Raw genomic sequence first — 17,510 nt, forward strand, 5'->3', positions numbered from 1 at the left:
GCGGGTTGGACTGGTCAACGCTGTCGTCCGCTTCGACGTCGAAACCGGTTCGGATTTCGTCTCTTTCGCGGTGCCCACCATCATGGGTGAAGTCCGTCGCCACTTCCGGGACAACAGTTGGTCGGTCAAGGTCCCGCGCCGGCTCAAGGAACTGCACCTGCGGCTGGGCACCGCCACGGCCGAACTGTCGCAGCGGCTGGGTCGGGCGCCGACCGCCACCGAACTCGCCGTCGAACTCGGTATGGACCGCGCCGAGGTGGTCGAGGGCCTGGTGGCTGGCAGCTCCTACAACACGTTGTCCATCGATAGCGGTGGCGGCAACGAAGACGACGACGCCCGCGCCATCGCTGACACGCTGGGCGACGTGGACGCGGGTCTGGATCGGATCGAAAACCGCGAGGCACTGCGCCCGTTACTGGAGGCGTTGCCCGAGCGCGAACGAACTGTGTTGGTACTGCGGTTTTTTGAGTCGATGACGCAGACGCAGATCGCCGAACGGGTCGGCATCTCACAGATGCACGTGTCCCGGTTGCTGGCTAAGTCCCTGGCCCGGCTTCGGGACCAGCTCGAGTAACTCTCGCGCAGGCTCGCTCGACGACGCGCTACGACCAGCCAGTTGGACTTTGTTTGTGCGCTCGACGGCGTTGAGTGTGCAGCTACGGCGGCCGCTTCGGCGTGTCGCCCGCCGTGAGCGCACACTCGACGCCGCTAATGCACACTCGGAGCCGCGAGTGCACACTCGAGGCCCCTGTCCATCAACGGCTTTGAGTGTGCGGCTACGGCGGCCGCTTCGGCGTGTCGCCCGCCGTGAGCGCACACTCGACGCCGCGAGTGCACACTCGGAGCCGCGAGTGCACACGCGAAGCCGCGAGTGCACACGCGAAGCCGCGAGTTCACACTCGAGGCCCCTGTCCATTAACGGCTCTGAGTGTGCAGCTACGGCGGCCGCTTCGGCGTGTCGTCCGCCGTGAGCGCACACGCGAAGCCGCTAACGCACACGCGAAGCCGCTAACGCACACGCGAAGCCCCTGTCCATCAACGGCTTTCAGTGTGCAGCTACGGCGGCCGCTTCGGCGTGTCGTCCGCCGTGAGCGCACACGCGAAGCCGCTGATGCACACGCGAAGCCGCTGATGCACACGCGAAGCCGCGAGCGCACACGCTAAGCCGCTAACGCACACGCGTAGCCGCGAGCGCACACGCTAAGCCGCTAACGCACACGCGTAGCCGCTAACGCACACCCACAGCCGCGAGCGCTACTTGATTTCGGCGAGCACCGTGCCCTGAGTGATGGCCGCACCCGGCTCGACCGCCAAGCCGGTGATGACACCGTCCTTGTGCGCGGTGACGGGGTTCTCCATTTTCATCGCCTCCAGGACCACCACCAGGTCACCCGCGGCGACCTCCTGGCCTTCCTCGACGGCGACCTTGACCACGGTGCCCTGCATGGGCGCGGTCACCGCGTCGCCGGACGCGGCCGCGCCGGCGTGGGCGCCCCGCTTACGCGCCTTGGGCTTGCGACGGACCACACCGACGGCGTCGGGGGCGCCGCTGGACAAAGCTAGATCACCGGGCAGCGAGACCTCGACCCGGCGGCCGTCGATCTCCACGATCACCTTGTGGCGCGGTCGGCTTTCCTCTTCGTCGATCGGTTCGCCGCCGGTGAAGGGCTCGATGGTGTTGTCCCACTCGGTCTCGATCCAGCGGGTGTGCACGGTGAAGCCGTTCTCGTCACCGATGAAAGCCGGGTCGGAGACCACGGCACGGTGGAAGGGAATGACGGTGGCCAGGCCCTCGACGTGGAATTCGTCCAGGGCGCGGCGGGAGCGGGCCAACGCCTCCTCGCGGGTGGCGCCGTAGACGATCAGCTTCGACAGCATCGAGTCGAACTGGCCGCCGATCACCGACCCGGCCTCGACGCCGGAGTCCAGCCGGACGCCGGGGCCAGTGGGGATGTCATAGCGGGTCACCGGGCCCGGGGCGGGCAGGAAGCCGCGGCCGGCGTCCTCGCCGTTGATCCGGAACTCGATGGCGTGCCCGCGTGGTGTGGGGTCTTCGGTGATGTCGAGCTTCTCGCCGTTGGCGATCTTGAACTGCTGTAGCACCAGGTCGATGCCAGCGGTCTCCTCGGTCACCGGGTGCTCGACCTGCAGCCGCGTGTTGACCTCCAGGAACGAGATCAGCCCGTCCTGGCCGACCAAATATTCGACGGTGCCGGCGCCGTAGTAGTGCGCTTCCTTGCAGATCCGCTTGGCCGACTCGTGGATTTCCTTGCGCTGCGCGTCGGTCAAGAAGGGCGCGGGCGCCTCTTCGACAAGCTTCTGGAAGCGGCGCTGCAGCGAGCAGTCCCGGGTGCCGGCGACGATGACGTTTCCGTGCTGGTCGGCGATGACCTGGGCCTCGACGTGGCGCGGCTTGTCCAGGTAGCGCTCGACGAAGCATTCGCCGCGGCCGAACGCGGCGACGGCCTCGCGGGTGGCTGACTCGAACAGCTCGGGGATCTCCTCGAGCGTGCGGGCCACCTTCATGCCGCGGCCACCGCCGCCGAAGGCCGCCTTGATCGCGATCGGTACGCCGTACTCCTTGGCGAAGGCCACCACCTCGTCGGCGTCCTTGACCGGGTCCGGGGTACCCGGCACCAGCGGGGCCTGCGCGCGGGCGGCGATGTGGCGGGCGGTGACCTTGTCGCCGAGGTCGCGGATGGACTGCGGGCTGGGCCCGATCCAGATCAGGTCGGCGTCGAGCACGGCCTGGGCGAAGTCGGCGTTCTCGGACAGGAAGCCGTAGCCGGGGTGGATGGCGTTGGCGCCGGACTTGGCGGCCGCGTCCAGAATCTTGCCGAAGTCCAGATAGGACTCGGCCGAGGTCTGGCCGCCCAGCGCGAACGCCTCGTCGGCAAGGGCCACGTGCGGGGCTTCGGCGTCCGGTTCGGCGTACACCGCCACGCTGGACAGTCCCGCGTCGCGGGCCGCCCGGATCACCCGGACTGCGATCTCGCCGCGGTTGGCGACGAGAACCTTGGAGATCCTCGAGCTGGCGTGACTGGGCACCTAGCGCCTCCTGTGTCGATGAACGTCTCTGGCTGCTTCGTCTCTAAGAGAATTTCTTACAAGTCTTGTCCGGGGAAGTTTATGCGCCGCGCCGTAAGCCCAGTCACGCGGTTCCCCTATTTATGCGGCCTCGCGCAGCCGCCTCTTGATTCGGGCCAACATCGCCGACATACCGCGGAGCCTAAGTGGGCTGATCAGAGCCGCCAGACCCAACTCGGTGTAGAAATCCTCGGGCACCGCGAGGATGGCGTCCGCGGACTGTTCGTCCAGCCCGGCGGCCAGGATGGAGGCGAATCCGCGGGTGGTCGGCGCTTCGGCGGGTGCGCTGAAGTGCAGACGCACCCGGCCCGGATCGCTGGCGTCGACGTGCAGGAACAACGGCGACTGACACTCGGGAACCGGCTCCATTGCGGACTCGGCCAGGTGCGGCGGCAGTGCCGGGAGCTCGTTGGCGAACTCCAACAGCAGTTGCAATTTGTCCTGGCCCGAGACCTCAGCGAAGTCGGACACCACCTCTGCCAACGGCGCGGGCATGCTCATCAGGCGGGAAGGGCTCCCGGTTCGGGTCCGGCGACGATCGGCACCCGCACGGTGTTGCCCCATTCGGTCCACGAGCCGTCGTAGTTACGCACGCCGGGCTTGCCGAGTAGATGGGTCAGCACGAACCAGGTGTGGCTGGAGCGCTCGCCGATGCGGCAGTAGACGATCGTCTTGTCTTCGGGAGTGACGAAGCCGTACAGCTCGTCGAGTTCCTCGCGGCTGCGGAAGCGTCCGCTCTCGTCGGCAGCCTTGCCCCACGGGATGGAGCGGGCAGTGGGGATGTGCCCGGCGCGCAAGGCCCCTTCTTCGGGGTAGTCGGGCATATGGGTGCGCTTGCCGGTGTACTCATCAGGCGAGCGCACGTCGATCAGCGGCTCACTGCCCAGGGCCTCGAGCACGTCTTCTTTGAAAGCCCGGATGGGCGCGTCGTTTCGCTGCACGACGGGATAGCCGCTCGAGGTTTTAGTCGGCACTTCCAGCGTGGTGTCACGACGTTCGGAGAGCCACAGGTCACGACCGCCGTTGAGCAACCGCACGTCAGCATGGCCGAAGAGGGTGAAGACCCACAGCGCGTAGGCGGCCCACCAATTGCTCTTGTCGCCGTAGATCACCACGGTGTCGTCGCGCGAGATACCTTTGCTGTCCATCAGGGCGGCGAACTGCTCGCCGGTGATGTAGTCGCGCACGCGCGGGTCGTTGAGATCGGTGTGCCAGTCGACCTTGACGGCTCCGGGTATATGCCCGACGTCGTAGAGCAGCACGTCCTCGTCGGACTCGACGATCGCCAGGCCGGGAGAGCCGAGGTGGGCGGACAACCAGTCGGCGGTCACCAGTCGTTCCGGATGGGCGTAACCCGACAGGGTTGGGCTTGGATCAGGAGGTAGCGGCACGTTCAAAGCCTACCGCCGGGCTGAGAAGCGGCCGTCCGCACCGCCTTTGGCCCGCGACAGATAACCTGCGCACTCGACACGCCCGTCGAGGTCGCCGTGGTTTATATCTCGCGGTTCGGGTGAGGGTTGGCCGCCCATAGATCGGCGACGGACAGCCCGCAGCGCCGCAACAGCGAACGCAGCAGCGGCAAGCTCAAACCGATCACCGTCGACGGGTCGCCGTCGACGCCATCGACGAACCAGCCGCCCAGGCCGTCGAGCGTGAATGACCCGGCAACCCGCAACGGTTCGCCGCTGGACAGGTATGCCTCCAGATCAGCTTCCGACGGAGTGCCGAAATGCACTGTGGTGATTGATGTTTCGGCTTCGACCTGCACGACGTCGTGGTCGCGCAGCCGGATCAGGCAGTGCCCGGTGTGTAGCTGGCCGGCGCGGCCGGCCATCGAATGCCATTGTCGGCGTGCGTCTTTGGTGGAGGCGGGCTTGCCGCACAGTTGCCCGTCCAGGTAGAGCATCGAATCACAGCCGATCACAACGCAATCCGCGGTGGGTTCCGCATCGGAGAGCGCTGCCGTGACGTGTTCGGCCTTGGTGCAGGCCAGTGCGCGCACCACTTCCTGGGGTGGGACGGCCGGCCCGAGTGCGGCAATGAGCCCGTCCTCGTCGACGTCGGCGATTCGTACCAGCGGATCGATGCCGGCCTGGCGGAGCACTTTGAGTCGGCCGGTGGATGCGGACCCGAGCACCAGCCGGGTCATCGACGCATGTGCGTCATTTCCTGCAGGGTGATGCGCTGCCAACTGAAGACGGGATAGCGCAGCTTGTCCACCGGCAGGCCCCAGCGGGTGGGTTCGGGCGGGGCGGGCGGTGCCGTGTGTCCGATGCAGCCCAGGACGGCGATCAGCGCGGCCAGCTCCTGGTCGGTGGGTCTGCCCTTGAGGATCTGGATGTGGCCCTGGTGGGGTTGCGGCTCGGTCACTTCACTCACGTCGGTCACGTCGCTCACAGGGGGATGTTCCCATGCTTCTTGGGCGGCAGTTGGGCGATCTTGCGTTCCAACAGCCGCAGGGCGGTACCGATGTAGCCGCGGGTGTGCGACGGCGGGATGACCGCGTCGACATACCCGCGTTCGGCGGCGATATAGGGGTTGACCAGCGTGTCCTCGTACTCCTGCTGCAGCTCCAACCGCAGCGCGTCCACGTCCTCGCCGTTCTTGGCCGCTTCGGCCAACTTGCCGCGGTAGACAAAACCCACGGCGCCCGATGCACCCATCACCGCGATCTGTGCAGTCGGCCAGGCCAGGTTGACGTCGCAACCCATGTCCTTGGAGCCCATGACGCAGTACGCGCCGCCGTAGGCCTTGCGGGTGATGACGGTGATCTTGGGGACGGTGGCCTCGCCGTAGGCATAGAGCAGCTTGGCGCCGCGGCGGATGATGCCGTTGTATTCCTGGCCGGTGCCGGGCAGGAAGCCCGGGACATCCACCAACATCACGATCGGGATGTTGAAGCAGTCGCAGGTCCGCACGAAGCGGGCCGCCTTCTCCGAGGCGTTGATGTCCAGGCAGCCGGCGAACTGGGTGGGCTGGTTGGCCACGATCCCCACCGGCCGGCCCTCGATGCGGCCGAACCCGACGATGATGTTCTGCGCGTAGCCCGCCTGGACCTCGAGGAACTCGTCGTCGTCGAGGATCCGGACGATCACCTCGTGCATGTCGTAGGGCTGGTTGGGCGAGTCTGGGATCAGGGTGTCGAGTTCGATGTCCTCGTCGGTGAGGTTTTCTTCGATCGGACCGACCGGCAGCGGTGCCGGCTCCCGCGGCGCGTCGGAGGCATTGTTGGGCGGCAGATAGCTGAGCAGGTCACGCACGTATTCGAAGGCGTCCTGCTCGCCGGAGGCGACGTAGTGCAAGGTGCCCGATTTGGCCATGTGGGTGTGGGCGCCGCCGAGTTCCTCCATGGTGACGTCCTCGCCGGTGACGGTCTTGATGACGTCGGGTCCGGTGATGAACATCTGGCTGGTCTGGTCGACCATGATGACGAAGTCGGTCAGGGCGGGGGAGTACACGTGGCCGCCGGCTGCGGCGCCCATGATCAGCGAGATCTGCGGGACGACGCCGGAGGCCAGGATGTTGTTGCGGAAGATCCGGCTGTACAGGCCAAGTGAGACGACGCCTTCCTGGATGCGGGCGCCGGCGCCGTCGTTGATGCCGATCAGCGGGCGGCCCGTCTTGATGGCGAGCTCTTGGACCTTGACGATCTTCTCCCCGTAAACCTCGCCGAGGCTGCCGCCGAACACGGTGGCGTCCTGGCTGAAGATGCAGACGTCGCGGCCCTCGATGGTGCCGTAGCCGGTCACGACTCCATCGCCGACCGGGCGGTTCTTTTCCAGGCCGAAGTTGGTGCTGCGGTGCTTGGCCAGCGCGTCGAGTTCGACGAACGAATCCTCGTCCAAGAGCGCGGTGATGCGCTCCCGGGCCGTCAGCTTGCCCTTGGCGTGTACCTTGTCGACGGCCGCCTCGCCGACCGGATGCAGCGACTCCTCCCGGCGCTTGTGGAGCTCCGCGAGCTTGCCGGCGGTGGTGTGGATATCGATGGTGTGCTCGGCTGCGGGCTCTGCGGTGTGGTCGGCGACGCTTGTCATGGGAGTCGATGTTATCGGCAGCCCCAGCAGCTGTCCTTAACCAGCCCTTAAGTAGTCTCCGCGCATGGACGGCCATTCGGGAATGGACTGGACAGACGAGTGCGACGTGCTGGTCGCCGGATCCGGTGGCGGGGGGGTCACGGGAGCGTATACCGCCGCCCGGGAGGGCCTGAACGTGCTGCTCATCGAGTCGACCGACAAGTTCGGCGGCACCACCGCATACTCAGGCGGCGGTGGGGTGTGGTTCCCGTGCAACCCGGTGCTGCAGCGCGCCGGCACTGACGACACGATCGAGGACGCCCTCACTTACTACCGGGCGGTCGTCGGCGACCGCACTCCCCGCGAGCTGCAGGAAACGTTCGTGCGCGGCGGCGCGCCTTTGATCGAATACTTGGAGCGGGATCCCGACATCAAATTCGTGCTGTTGCCGTGGCCCGACTACTACGGCAAGGCGCCCAAGGCGCGGCTGGACGGACAGCGTCACATCGCGGCCAAGCCGTTGAAGGTGGCCGCCGCGCCGGAACTGCGCGACGCGATCCGTGGACCGCTGGACACCGACCGGCTCGGCGCGCCCACCCCGGCCGACTATTACGTCGGCGGCAGAGCGTTGATCGCGCGGTTCCTCAAAGCCATCGGGCAATACCCGAACGCTTCGCTGCGGCGCGACACCGCGCTGGTCGAGTTGGTGGTCTCCGACGGTCGGGTTGTGGGGGCCATCGTGGACAGCTGGGGCAAACGCTCGGCGATCCGCACCCGCCTTGGCGTGCTGCTGGCAGCCGGCGGCTTCGAGGGCAACGACGAGTTACGTCGGCGCTACGGCGTGCCCGGTCACGCGCAAGACACCATGGGCGGCCCGGGCAGTCTCGGCCAGGCGCTGACGGCCGGCATCGCGGCAGGCGCCGACACCGATTTGCTGGACCAGGCGTGGTGGTCGCCGGGGATGACGCATCCGGACGGGCGGTCCGCGTTCGCGCTGTGGTTCACCGGCGGCATCTTCGTCAACCAGGACGGCGACCGGTTTGTCAACGAGTCGCGGGCCTATGACCGAGCTGGGCGGGAGATCATCGCGCAGCTGCAAGACGGCTCACTCACGTTGCCGTACTGGATGATCTACGACAACCGCGAGGGCGAGGTACCGCCGGTCAAGGCCGCCAACGTGTCTATCGTCGAAACGCGCAAGTATGTGGACGCCGGGCTGTGGCACACCGCCGACACGCTGGCCGGACTGGCCGACAAGATCGGTGTGCCCGCCGATCGGTTGACGGCCACCGTCGCACGGTTCAACGAGTTTGCTGCGTCCGGCGTCGACGAGGACTTCGGCCGCGGCGATGAGGCGTTCGATCGCGCGTTTTCCGGCGGCGCCTCACCGTTGGTCCCCATCGACTCTCCGCCGTTTCACGCCGCGGCGTTCGGCATCTCGGACCTGGGCACCAAGGGCGGACTGCGTACCGATGCCGCGGCGCGGGTGCTCGACATGGCGGGCAATGCGATCCCGGGGCTGTATGCGGCGGGCAACACGATGGCCGCGCCGAGTGGCACCGCCTATCCCGGTGGCGGCAACCCGATCGGGACCAGCATGTTGTTCAGCCACCTGGCGGTGCGGGACATGCTGCGGCGTCGAGCGTGAGCCCTTGGCGCCCGGTGTGAGCCCTTGGCGCCGAGTGTGAGCCCTTGGCGCCGAGTGTTAACCCTGGGCGGCAATTTCGCGGAAATCCCGCCCAGGATTCACTCGCAAAGCCGTCGATTCACACTCAACGCCTAACCCGAGGCGAAGAGCGGGACACTGCGGCGCGCCGGACTCAACCGCCCGGCCGTGTCCTTAAGCTGGCCGGATGACCGACCGCGATGAGCTGAGTCCGCCGCTCGACGAGGCCGCGCTGCGCGCCGAGGCGCTCGGCGACTCGTCTTACTGGCGGCAACTCGACGTCGTCGCCCAAACCGGCTCCACCAATGCCGACCTGGTGGCGCGGGCCGCGTCCGGCGCCGATATCGACGGCCACGCGTTGATCGCCGAGCATCAGACGGCCGGACGGGGGCGCCATGGCAGGGAATGGTCGGCCGCGCCGCGGGGACAGATCGCCCTGTCGGTCGGCGTTCGGGTGGACGACGTGCCCACCGCCGGCTGGGGTTGGTTGTCGCTGGTGACCGGTCTGGCGGTGGTCGATGCGGTGGCCTCGGTCAGCCCCGTCGAAGCGGGCCTGAAATGGCCGAACGATGTGCTGGCCGGTGGCGGCAAGTTGGCCGGCATCCTGGCCGAAGTGGCCCAGCCGTTCGCGGTGATCGGCATCGGCGTCAACGTGACCGACGCGCCGCCGGACGTCGGCGCGACCTCCCTGCTGGCTGAAGGCGTCGCGCAACCCGACCGCGATCTGCTGGTCCGTCGGCTGCTGCGCGGACTCGGGGATCGGATCGTGGCATGGCGTGCCGCCAACGGCGCAGATACTCAGCTGGCCAACGACTACCGGGCCCGCAGCCTGACCCTGGGATCGCGCGTGCGTGCCGAACTGCCCGGCGGGCGCGACGTCATCGGGATCGCGCGGGACATCGACGAGCAGGGCCGATTGTGCGTCGAACTCTGGGATCCGAACGAGGAGTCCAAGTCGGGCCAGACCGTGGTCGTGTCGGCCGGAGACGTCGTTCATTTGCGCTGACCCGTGACTTCGGCGACGTAAGGTCAGCTCTCATGAGCTATCCGGAGAACGCCCTGGCCGCCGGTGAGCGGGTGGTCTTGCATCGTCACCCACACTGGAAGCGCTTGATCCTGCCGGTGCTGGCGCTGCTCCTGGTGACCGCACTGGCCGCGTTGGGTTCCGGTTACGTCGACTCCGCGCAGTGGGGGCAAACCACCAAGAACGTGGTCATCGGCGTCGTGTGGGGCATCTGGCTGATCATCATCGGCTGGCTGACCCTGTGGCCGTTCCTGACCTGGCTAACTACTCACTTCGTCGTCACCAACCGTCGGGTGATGTACCGGCACGGCGTCCTGACCCGCAGCGGCATCGACATCCCGGTGGCCCGGATCAACAGTGTGGAGTTCCGGGACAGGCTTTCCGAGCGGATATTTCGGACCGGGACGCTGATTATCGAATCGGCGTCACAAGATCCGTTGGAGTTTTACAACATTCCGCGCCTGCGTGAAGTGCATGCGCTGCTGTATCACGAAGTTTTCGACACGCTGGGCTCCGAAGAATCGCCCAGCTGAGCCCGCCCGTTGCCGCGCCGGTTTCGCCACGACCGCAGCACGGTGACGTTGTCGTTCTCCTCCAAAGCGTCCTCGAAGACCTCGGCGATCCCGCCTGCCGTCAGCGCCGACTCGAGCGCCTTGTCCGGGTTGCGGGCGAACTGGTCCGGGAACACCCAACGCCGGAACGCCCAGAACCGGAACGCCATCTGCAGCAGGTTGCCGATGATGTAGGCGGACAGGAAGTCGGCGAGGTTTTCTACGGTCAGCGAAACGTTCGGTACCCGCAACTGCAGGACGTAGCTGGAGAAATACAGCGGAGCCATGCTGAGCAGCACGCCGACCCCGCTGAACGCGAAGAACAGCAACGCCTCGTGATGACGCTCACGTCCGCCCCGGTCGCGGAAGCTCCATTCCCGGTTCAGCACGTAGGACGCGATGACGGCGACGATGCCGGCGATCACCTTCGCGGTGACCGGCTTGGGCTCGAGAATGGTTAGCTTCAGCGTGTAAAAAATTGCCGAGTCGATGATGAATGTGGTGCCGCCGACGATGGCAAATTTGATCAGCTCGTGGTGGCGCATCGCAAAGGGCTGGACTACCCCGGGAAGGCGCGCAATTGTGGCATCGGCAAAGGACACAGCACGCCAGTCTACGGACGATCTCGAATTCGACGCAAAATGGTACATAACGATTTGGCGGCACGGCCGGTAAACACGCCGGTCAACCGGCGTGACAACATGATGGCCGTGCCGAGTTCCCGCACCCCCCAGGTAGCAATGGTCGGCGGTGGACAGCTAGCCCGCATGACCCATCAGGCCGCAATTGCCCTCGGGCAAACATTGCGGGTGTTGGCTAACTCCGCCGACGAGCCGGCTGCGCAGGTCTGCTCCGACGTGGTTATCGGCTCACACACCGACCTGGAGGACCTGCGACGAGTGGCCGCCGGCGTCGATGCGTTGACGTTCGACCACGAGCACGTGCCCACTGAGCTGCTGGAAAAGCTGGTCGCCGAGGGGGTCAACGTGCTCCCGTCGCCCCAAGCTCTGGTGCACGCCCAGGACAAGCTGGTGATGCGGCGCAGGTTGGAGGCGTTGGACGCTCCGGCACCGCGCTACATCGGCATCGAGAGCTTGGATCGCCTTGGTGATCTGGACGCGTTCGCGGCGCGGGTGGGGTGCCCGCTGGTGGTGAAGGCGGCCCGCGGTGGATACGACGGCCGCGGCGTGGAAATGGCGCGTGATCTTGCTCACGCCCGGGAAATCACCGAGCACTATCTGGCCGACGGGGTCCCGGCGCTGATCGAGGAACGCGTCGAGTTGAGCCGGGAGCTGTCGGCGCTGGTTGCGCGCTCGCCGTTCGGCCAGGGCGCGGCATGGCCGGTCGTCCAGACTGTGCAGCGCGACGGCATCTGCGTGCAGGTGATTGCGCCCGCCCCGGACCTGCCCGAAGACGCGGCAGCCCAGGCGCAGCAGTTGGCGTTGCGGTTGGCCGGGGAACTGGGTGTTGTCGGGGTGCTCGCCGTGGAGTTGTTCGAGACCACCGATGGTGCGCTGCTGATCAACGAGTTCGCGATGCGCCCACACAATTCCGGGCACTGGACCATGGACGGGTCACACACCAGCCAGTTCGAGCAGCATTTGCGCGCGGTACTGGACTACCCCCTCGGCGACACCGATGCGATCGTGCCCGTGACTGTGATGGCCAACGTGTTGGGTGCCGATACGACGCCCGCGATGGCGCTCGACGAGCGGCTACACCACCTCTTCGCGCGGTTGCCCGACGCCAAGGTCCACCTGTACGGGAAAGCCGAGCGTCCCGGCCGCAAGGTGGGGCATATCAACTTTCTCGGCACCGACGCTGCCGGCTTGACCGAGTTGCGCGAGCGCGCCGAGTTGGCGGCACACTTCTTGTCTCACGGTCAGTGGGCGGACGGATGGGATCCGCACGCGTGATGAGGGATGGCACGCGGATGAGTGACGAGGAGGAATGGCGCAGATGACGAATCCGCCGCGCGTCGGGGTGATCATGGGCAGCGACAGCGACTGGACGGTGATGGAGGAGGCCGCGCTGGCGTTGGCTGAGTTCGACGTCCCGTTCGAAGTGCGGGTGGTTTCGGCGCACCGCACTCCGTCGGTCATGTTCGATTACGCGCGGGAAGCGGCGGGGCGGGGCATCGAGGTCATCATCGCCGGAGCGGGTGGCGCGGCGCACCTGCCGGGTATGGTCGCCTCGGCGACCCCGCTGCCGGTGATCGGCGTACCGGTGCCGCTGGCCCGGCTCGACGGGCTGGATTCGCTGCTGTCGATCGTGCAGATGCCGGCCGGTGTCCCGGTGGCCACGGTGTCTATCGGCGGTGCCCGCAATGCCGGTCTCTTGGCGGTGCGGATGCTGGGATCGGCGGATCCGGAACTACGCGCCCGGATCGTCGCGTTTCAGGATGAGCTGGCTGCCACCGTGCGGGGCAAGGATGCGGAAGTGCAGAGGCTTGCGGGTAAGTTAACCCGCGAGTAGCAAGGAGATCGAAATGGCTGGATGGGCCGGAAACCCCTCGTTTGATTTGTTCCAGTTGCCCGACGAGCACCAGGAGTTGCGGGCCGCGATTCGGGCGTTGGCGGAAAAGGAAATCGCCCCGCACGCCGCCGATGTGGACGAGAATTCTCGCTTCCCCCAGGAGGCGCTCGACGCGCTGAATGCGTCCGGTTTCAACGCCGTGCACGTGCCCGAGGAATACGGCGGTCAGGGCGCGGATTCGGTGGCGGCGTGCATCGTGATCGAGGAGGTCGCCCGCGTCGACGCTTCAGCTTCGCTGATTCCCGCAGTCAACAAGCTGGGCACCATGGGCTTGATCCTGCGCGGTTCCGATGACCTGAAGAAGCAAGTGCTGCCGTCGATCGCCGAGGGTCAGGCGATGGCTTCCTACGCGTTGAGCGAGCGGGAGGCGGGCTCCGACGCCGCGTCGATGCGGACCCGGGCCAAAGCCGACGGCGACGACTGGGTGCTCAACGGCGCCAAGGCGTGGATTACCAACGGCGGCAAGTCTTCCTGGTACACGGTGATGGCGGTCTCGGACCCCGACAAGGGGGCCAATGGTATCTCGGCGTTCATGGTGCACGTTGACGACGAGGGCTTCACCATCGGTCCCAAGGAACGCAAACTGGGCATCAAGGGCTCGCCCACCACCGAGTTGTACTTCGAGGACTGTCGTATCCCGGGCGACCGGATCGTCGGGGAGCCCGGGACCGGATTCAAGACGGCACTGGCGACGCTGGATCACACCCGTCCCACCATTGGTGCGCAGGCCGTTGGCATCGCTCAGGGCGCCCTGGACGCGGCGATCGCCTACACCAAGGACCGCAAGCAGTTCGCTCAGTCGATCAGTTCGTTCCAGGCGGTGCAGTTCATGCTCGCCGACATGGCGATGAAGGTGGAGTCGGCTCGTTTGATGGTCTACACCGCGGCAGCCCGTGCCGAGCGCGGTGAAGGCAATCTCGGATTCATCTCCGCGGCCTCGAAGTGTCTGGCCTCGGATGTGGCCATGGAGGTCACCACCGATGCGGTGCAGCTGTTCGGCGGCGCCGGCTACACCGTCGACTTCCCGGTCGAGCGGATGATGCGCGATGCCAAGATCACCCAGATCTACGAGGGCACCAACCAGATTCAGCGCGTGGTGATGTCGCGGGCGCTGCTGCGCTGAATACGGATGTGTTAAGTCTTCGAGCAGTTTCGCCAACTGGGAAAAAAGCACCGCGCCACCGCTTAGGATCCAGCTGACGACCATGTCCCGCGATTGAGCAGCCAGTCGGGGTGGCCACAACGGGTATGTGTCGACGCATCGGCTCGCTGGCCGTGCGTCTTCGTACCTATTTCACTGCCGCCTATTTTCACTGCCCAGGAGGGTATGAGGTGAAGACTGCTCGTTCGCGCGCAAATCCGCTTGTGATGGGAACTTGACGTCGGTGGACGGCTCCGTAGTGCCGGCGCCCAGTTGGCAGTCGTTGTCGTTGCTGCTGGTCGAGGACGATCGAGCGGACGCCGTGCTGGTCGAAGATCTGATCGCCGACGCCGTCGCCGATATCGAGGTGGTATGGGCGCAGTCGATGGCCCATGCCGAGCGCGAGCTGGCATCAGCCCGTCCCGACTGCGTGCTGTTAGACCTCAACCTGCCCGACGCCAACGGGATCGACGCGCTGGACCGCATTCTCAAAAGCGATGCCACCGTCCCGATCGTCGTTTTGACCGGCCTCAACGACGAGTATTTTGGGGCCTCCGCGGTCGCGGCGGGGGCTCAGGATTACCTGGTCAAGGGTCGGGTAGAGCCGGAGATGCTGCGACGGGCACTGCTTTATGCGATCGAACGCAAACGGGCCGAGCTGATTTCGGCGGACCTGCATGCCAGCCAGATCCGCGCACGAGAGAACGCGCTGCTCGAACGCGGCCTGTTGCCGTCCCCGCTGCTGCTGGACGATCCGGGGGTCGACATCGTCGCCCGGTACCGGCCGAGCCGTGAGAACGCCCTGCTGTGCGGCGACTTCTATGACGTCGTGCAAACGCCCGACCGGGTCACCCATGTGCTGATCGGCGATGTCGCCGGGCACGGGCCGGACGAAGCGGCCCTGGGCGCTGCGCTGCGGATCGCCTGGCGGACGTTGACGTTCGCCGGCATCCACGGCGCCGCGCAGATGCCGCTGCTGGAGCGGGTGTTGCACGCCGAACGTGCCGATAACGGTGTCTTCACCACCGTGCTCAGCCTTGCCATTCCGCCTGGACCCGCCGCCGGCAATCCGATCCGCGCGGTCCGCGCGGGCCATCCCGGGATGCTGCTGCATCACGCCGGCGCCGTGGAGTGGATCGAGCCGGCGCACGGTCCGGCGCTGGGCCTGCATGGCAAGAACTGGCCGCAGGCCGAGCTCGATTTGCCGACCGGGGCCGGACTGCTGCTCCTCACCGACGGACTGTTCGAAGGCTACGCGGGACGCGGCAGTCGACGGCTCGGCGAAGACGGGTTGCTCGAGTTGGCTCGGGGCAAGGCGAACCTGCCCGGGCCGGAGTTCGTCGACGCGCTGATCGACGGGGCCGAGCAGCTTGCTCAGGACCAGGGTGGGCTCACCGACGACATCGCCGTGGTGCGTCTGGAACGGACCGTCGGGTCGTGAGAGCCGACGCGTCGGGCTCGCTGCCGAAGCAGCAACTCACCGTGCGTGGGTGGTTGGCGTTAGTGCTGTCCGTGATGGGGCTGTTGGTTCTGCTCGGTGCGGTGGTGGGTGCGGTGTTGCTCGATCGCACCGACGAGGTGTCGCGCTCGCTGCGCGATGACATCCAACCGTCGCGGGTGTCGGCGGCGCGGCTGCAGTCGGCATTGCGCGATCAGGAAACCGGTTTACGCGGTTATCTGATATCGGCCGATCGACAGTTCCTCAATCCGTACTACGACGGGGTCCAAGCCGAACAGGAGGCGGCTGCGGACATGCGCCAGCGGGTGGGCCGGCGCGCCGACCTGCTCGCCGACTTGGACGCCATCGAAACCGCCGCCGCGGCCTGGCGCAGAGACTATGCCGAGCCCCTCATCGCGAGTGTCATACCGAACGTCCCGACCGTCGTGCCCGCCCCGGCCGCGGCGCTGGGCAAAGCCGATTTCGACTATCTGCGTGCACTTTTCAACGCTCAGAACTCGCACCTGACCGAAGCCCGGGATCGGGGTGCCGCTCAACTCGAGCGCATGAACAACTGGCGTGACCGAGTGCTTGGCGCCATGGTGCTGGTGTTCGTCGTCACGGCGGCTCTGCTGGGCCTGCTGGTCCGGCGTGCGGTCAGCCAGCCGCTGGCCACGCTTGCCGCCGCGTGCCGTCGAATCGGGGAAGGGCACTTCGAGGAAAGCATCACCCTCCCGCGCCGGCCGGCGGACATCCGCGGTATCGCCGTCGACGTGGAGTACATGCGGCAGCAAATTACCCACGCGCTGGACGAATCACGTTCGGCGCGGGAGCAATTGGACGAGCAGACCGAGGATCTGCGACGGTCGAACGCCGAGCTCGAGCAATTCGCCTACGTTGCCTCCCACGACCTGCAGGAGCCACTGCGCAAAGTGGCGTCGTTCTGTCAGCTACTGGAGCGGCGCTACGGCGACAAGCTCGACGAAAGAGGCGTGGAGTACATCAACTTCGCGGTCGACGGAGCCAAGCGTATGCAGGTGCTCATCAACGATCTGCTCAGCTTCTCCCGCGTCGGGCGGCTGAACATCAAACACGGCGACGTCGCGCTGGATACCGCGTTGGATATGGCGTTGGGCAATCTCGCCGCGGCCAGCGAGGAATCGGGTGCCGAGATCGTACGTCCGGGACAGCTGCCGCAGGTCGTCGGAGATTCCACACTGCTGACTCAGTTGTGGCAGAACCTGATTGGTAACGCCATGAAATTCCGCAGTGAAGACGAGCCACCGCGCATCGTCATCGACTGCCAAGAGGGCACGGGTGACCACGAAGGCTACTGGTGTCTGAGCGTCACCGACAACGGCATCGGTATTCCAGCGGAATTCTCCGACAAAGTATTCGTGATCTTCCAACGGCTACACGGTCGCGACGTGTATACCGGAACTGGGCTCGGTCTTGCGCTGTGTAAGAAGATCGTCGAATACCACGGCGGCACGATCAGGATCGACACGTCCTACACCGGGGGCACCCGGTTCGAATTCACCCTGCCAACCGCCGCTCTCGGAGGTGCGGCAATGAGATATTCAGTCACTTCAGAGGGAGCAAGCAATGGTACCGGCCGGTAGAGCAATCGACGTCCTTCTCATCGAAGATGATCCAGGCGACGAGTTGATAACGCGGGAAGCCTTCGAGCACAACAAGTTAAAGAACCGTCTGCATGTCGCGCACGACGGTGAAGAAGGTTTGAACTACCTGTACAAACGTGGCTTATACGAGCATGCGCCGCGGCCCGATCTGATCCTGCTCGATCTGAACCTGCCGAAATACGATGGCCGCCAACTGTTGGAGAAGATCAAGTCCGATCCAGAACTGTGCCGCATCCCAGTTGTGGTACTGACCACCTCATCTGCCGAAGAGGACATTCTGCGCAGCTACAAACTGCACGCCAATGCCTACGTCACTAAGCCGGTGGACCTCGACCAGTTCATGAACGCGGTGCGCCAGATCGACGAGTTCTTCCTCCAGGTGGTACGCCTGCCGCAAAGCTGATACTGCGAG

At 66.1% G+C, this 17,510-nt stretch carries 16 protein-coding genes and 1 pseudogene; 10 read left to right on the forward strand and 7 right to left on the reverse strand.

What is annotated here, in order from left to right:
- The coding region (locus A5634_RS25990) for a SigB/SigF/SigG family RNA polymerase sigma factor (RefSeq protein WP_065144203.1) at window positions 1-574 on the forward strand (574 nt) is incomplete at its 5' end.
- 680 nt (window positions 575-1,254) lie between these two features.
- On the opposite strand, the gene A5634_RS25995 is transcribed toward A5634_RS25990, so the two are convergent.
- The 6 genes and pseudogenes from A5634_RS25995 to A5634_RS26020 form a co-directional block, all read right to left on the reverse strand.
- Window positions 1,255-3,048 carry an acetyl-CoA carboxylase biotin carboxylase subunit gene (locus A5634_RS25995; RefSeq protein WP_065146903.1) on the reverse strand — a complete coding sequence of 598 codons (1,794 nt, stop codon included), beginning with the start codon at window positions 3,046-3,048 and terminating at the stop codon, window positions 1,255-1,257.
- A 120-nt stretch (window positions 3,049-3,168) separates the two neighbouring features.
- The gene (locus A5634_RS26000) at window positions 3,169-3,588 is read right to left on the reverse strand and encodes a SufE family protein (protein ID WP_065146904.1); all 420 of its coding nucleotides are present in this window, start codon (window positions 3,586-3,588) and stop codon (window positions 3,169-3,171) included.
- A complete protein-coding gene (locus A5634_RS26005; protein ID WP_065146905.1) occupies window positions 3,588-4,478 on the reverse strand; it encodes a sulfurtransferase in 891 nt (296 codons plus the stop codon). Before A5634_RS26005 ends, A5634_RS26000 begins: the two co-directional genes overlap by 1 nt.
- 101 nt (window positions 4,479-4,579) lie before the next feature.
- Window positions 4,580-5,236 carry a Maf family protein gene (locus A5634_RS26010; RefSeq protein ID WP_065146906.1) on the reverse strand — a complete coding sequence of 219 codons (657 nt, stop codon included), beginning with the start codon at window positions 5,234-5,236 and terminating at the stop codon, window positions 4,580-4,582.
- Window positions 5,233-5,457 (reverse strand): annotated as a pseudogene (locus A5634_RS26015) (acyl-CoA carboxylase subunit epsilon); the annotation flags it as partial. The gene A5634_RS26010 and the pseudogene A5634_RS26015, both read right to left, overlap by 4 nt.
- A 23-nt stretch (window positions 5,458-5,480) precedes the next feature.
- Entirely contained in the window at window positions 5,481-7,121 is a 1,641-nt protein-coding gene (locus A5634_RS26020; protein ID WP_065146908.1) for an acyl-CoA carboxylase subunit beta, read from the reverse strand.
- Window positions 7,122-7,185: 64 nt separating this feature from the next.
- Between A5634_RS26020 and A5634_RS26025 the strand changes: the two genes are divergently transcribed.
- The 3 genes from A5634_RS26025 (at window position 7,186) to A5634_RS26035 (ending at window position 10,323) form a co-directional block, all read left to right on the forward strand.
- A complete protein-coding gene (locus tag A5634_RS26025) occupies window positions 7,186-8,748 on the forward strand; it encodes an FAD-binding protein (RefSeq protein WP_065146909.1) in 1,563 nt (520 codons plus the stop codon).
- Between the two features lie 205 nt (window positions 8,749-8,953).
- Window positions 8,954-9,772 carry a biotin--[acetyl-CoA-carboxylase] ligase gene (locus tag A5634_RS26030; protein ID WP_065146910.1) on the forward strand — a complete coding sequence of 273 codons (819 nt, stop codon included), beginning with the start codon at window positions 8,954-8,956 and terminating at the stop codon, window positions 9,770-9,772.
- Window positions 9,773-9,804: 32 nt separating this feature from the next.
- The gene (locus A5634_RS26035) at window positions 9,805-10,323 is read left to right on the forward strand and encodes a PH domain-containing protein (protein ID WP_065146911.1); all 519 of its coding nucleotides are present in this window, start codon (window positions 9,805-9,807) and stop codon (window positions 10,321-10,323) included.
- Here the strand turns inward: A5634_RS26035 and A5634_RS26040 are convergent.
- The gene (locus tag A5634_RS26040) at window positions 10,278-10,943 is read right to left on the reverse strand and encodes a GtrA family protein (RefSeq protein ID WP_065146912.1); all 666 of its coding nucleotides are present in this window, start codon (window positions 10,941-10,943) and stop codon (window positions 10,278-10,280) included. The genes A5634_RS26035 and A5634_RS26040 overlap by 46 nt on opposite strands.
- A gap of 99 nt (window positions 10,944-11,042) precedes the next feature.
- On the opposite strand from A5634_RS26040, the gene A5634_RS26045 reads away from it, so the two are divergent.
- The 6 genes from A5634_RS26045 (at window position 11,043) to A5634_RS26070 (ending at window position 17,501) form a co-directional block, all read left to right on the forward strand.
- On the forward strand, window positions 11,043-12,257 hold the full coding sequence (locus A5634_RS26045; protein WP_065146972.1) for a 5-(carboxyamino)imidazole ribonucleotide synthase: 1,215 nt from the start codon (window positions 11,043-11,045) through the stop codon (window positions 12,255-12,257).
- A gap of 34 nt (window positions 12,258-12,291) precedes the next feature.
- Window positions 12,292-12,816 carry a 5-(carboxyamino)imidazole ribonucleotide mutase gene (purE, locus tag A5634_RS26050; protein ID WP_065146913.1) on the forward strand — a complete coding sequence of 175 codons (525 nt, stop codon included), beginning with the start codon at window positions 12,292-12,294 and terminating at the stop codon, window positions 12,814-12,816.
- Between the two features lie 13 nt (window positions 12,817-12,829).
- Window positions 12,830-13,999: an acyl-CoA dehydrogenase gene (locus A5634_RS26055; protein ID WP_065146914.1), complete on the forward strand. Its 1,170-nt coding sequence runs from the start codon at window positions 12,830-12,832 to the stop codon at window positions 13,997-13,999.
- 301 nt (window positions 14,000-14,300) lie between these two features.
- A complete protein-coding gene (locus A5634_RS26060) occupies window positions 14,301-15,458 on the forward strand; it encodes a PP2C family protein-serine/threonine phosphatase (protein WP_081290679.1) in 1,158 nt (385 codons plus the stop codon).
- 74 nt (window positions 15,459-15,532) lie between these two features.
- Window positions 15,533-17,077, forward strand: a complete 1,545-nt coding sequence (locus tag A5634_RS26065; RefSeq protein ID WP_081290680.1) for a sensor histidine kinase — start codon at window positions 15,533-15,535, stop codon at window positions 17,075-17,077.
- A complete protein-coding gene (locus A5634_RS26070; protein WP_065146916.1) occupies window positions 17,061-17,501 on the forward strand; it encodes a response regulator in 441 nt (146 codons plus the stop codon). Before A5634_RS26065 ends, A5634_RS26070 begins: the two co-directional genes overlap by 17 nt.
- The last annotated feature ends 9 nt before the right edge of the window (window positions 17,502-17,510 follow it).

It is taken from the genome of Mycobacterium asiaticum (assembly GCF_001673365.1).
Classification (GTDB): domain Bacteria; phylum Actinomycetota; class Actinomycetes; order Mycobacteriales; family Mycobacteriaceae; genus Mycobacterium; species Mycobacterium asiaticum_A.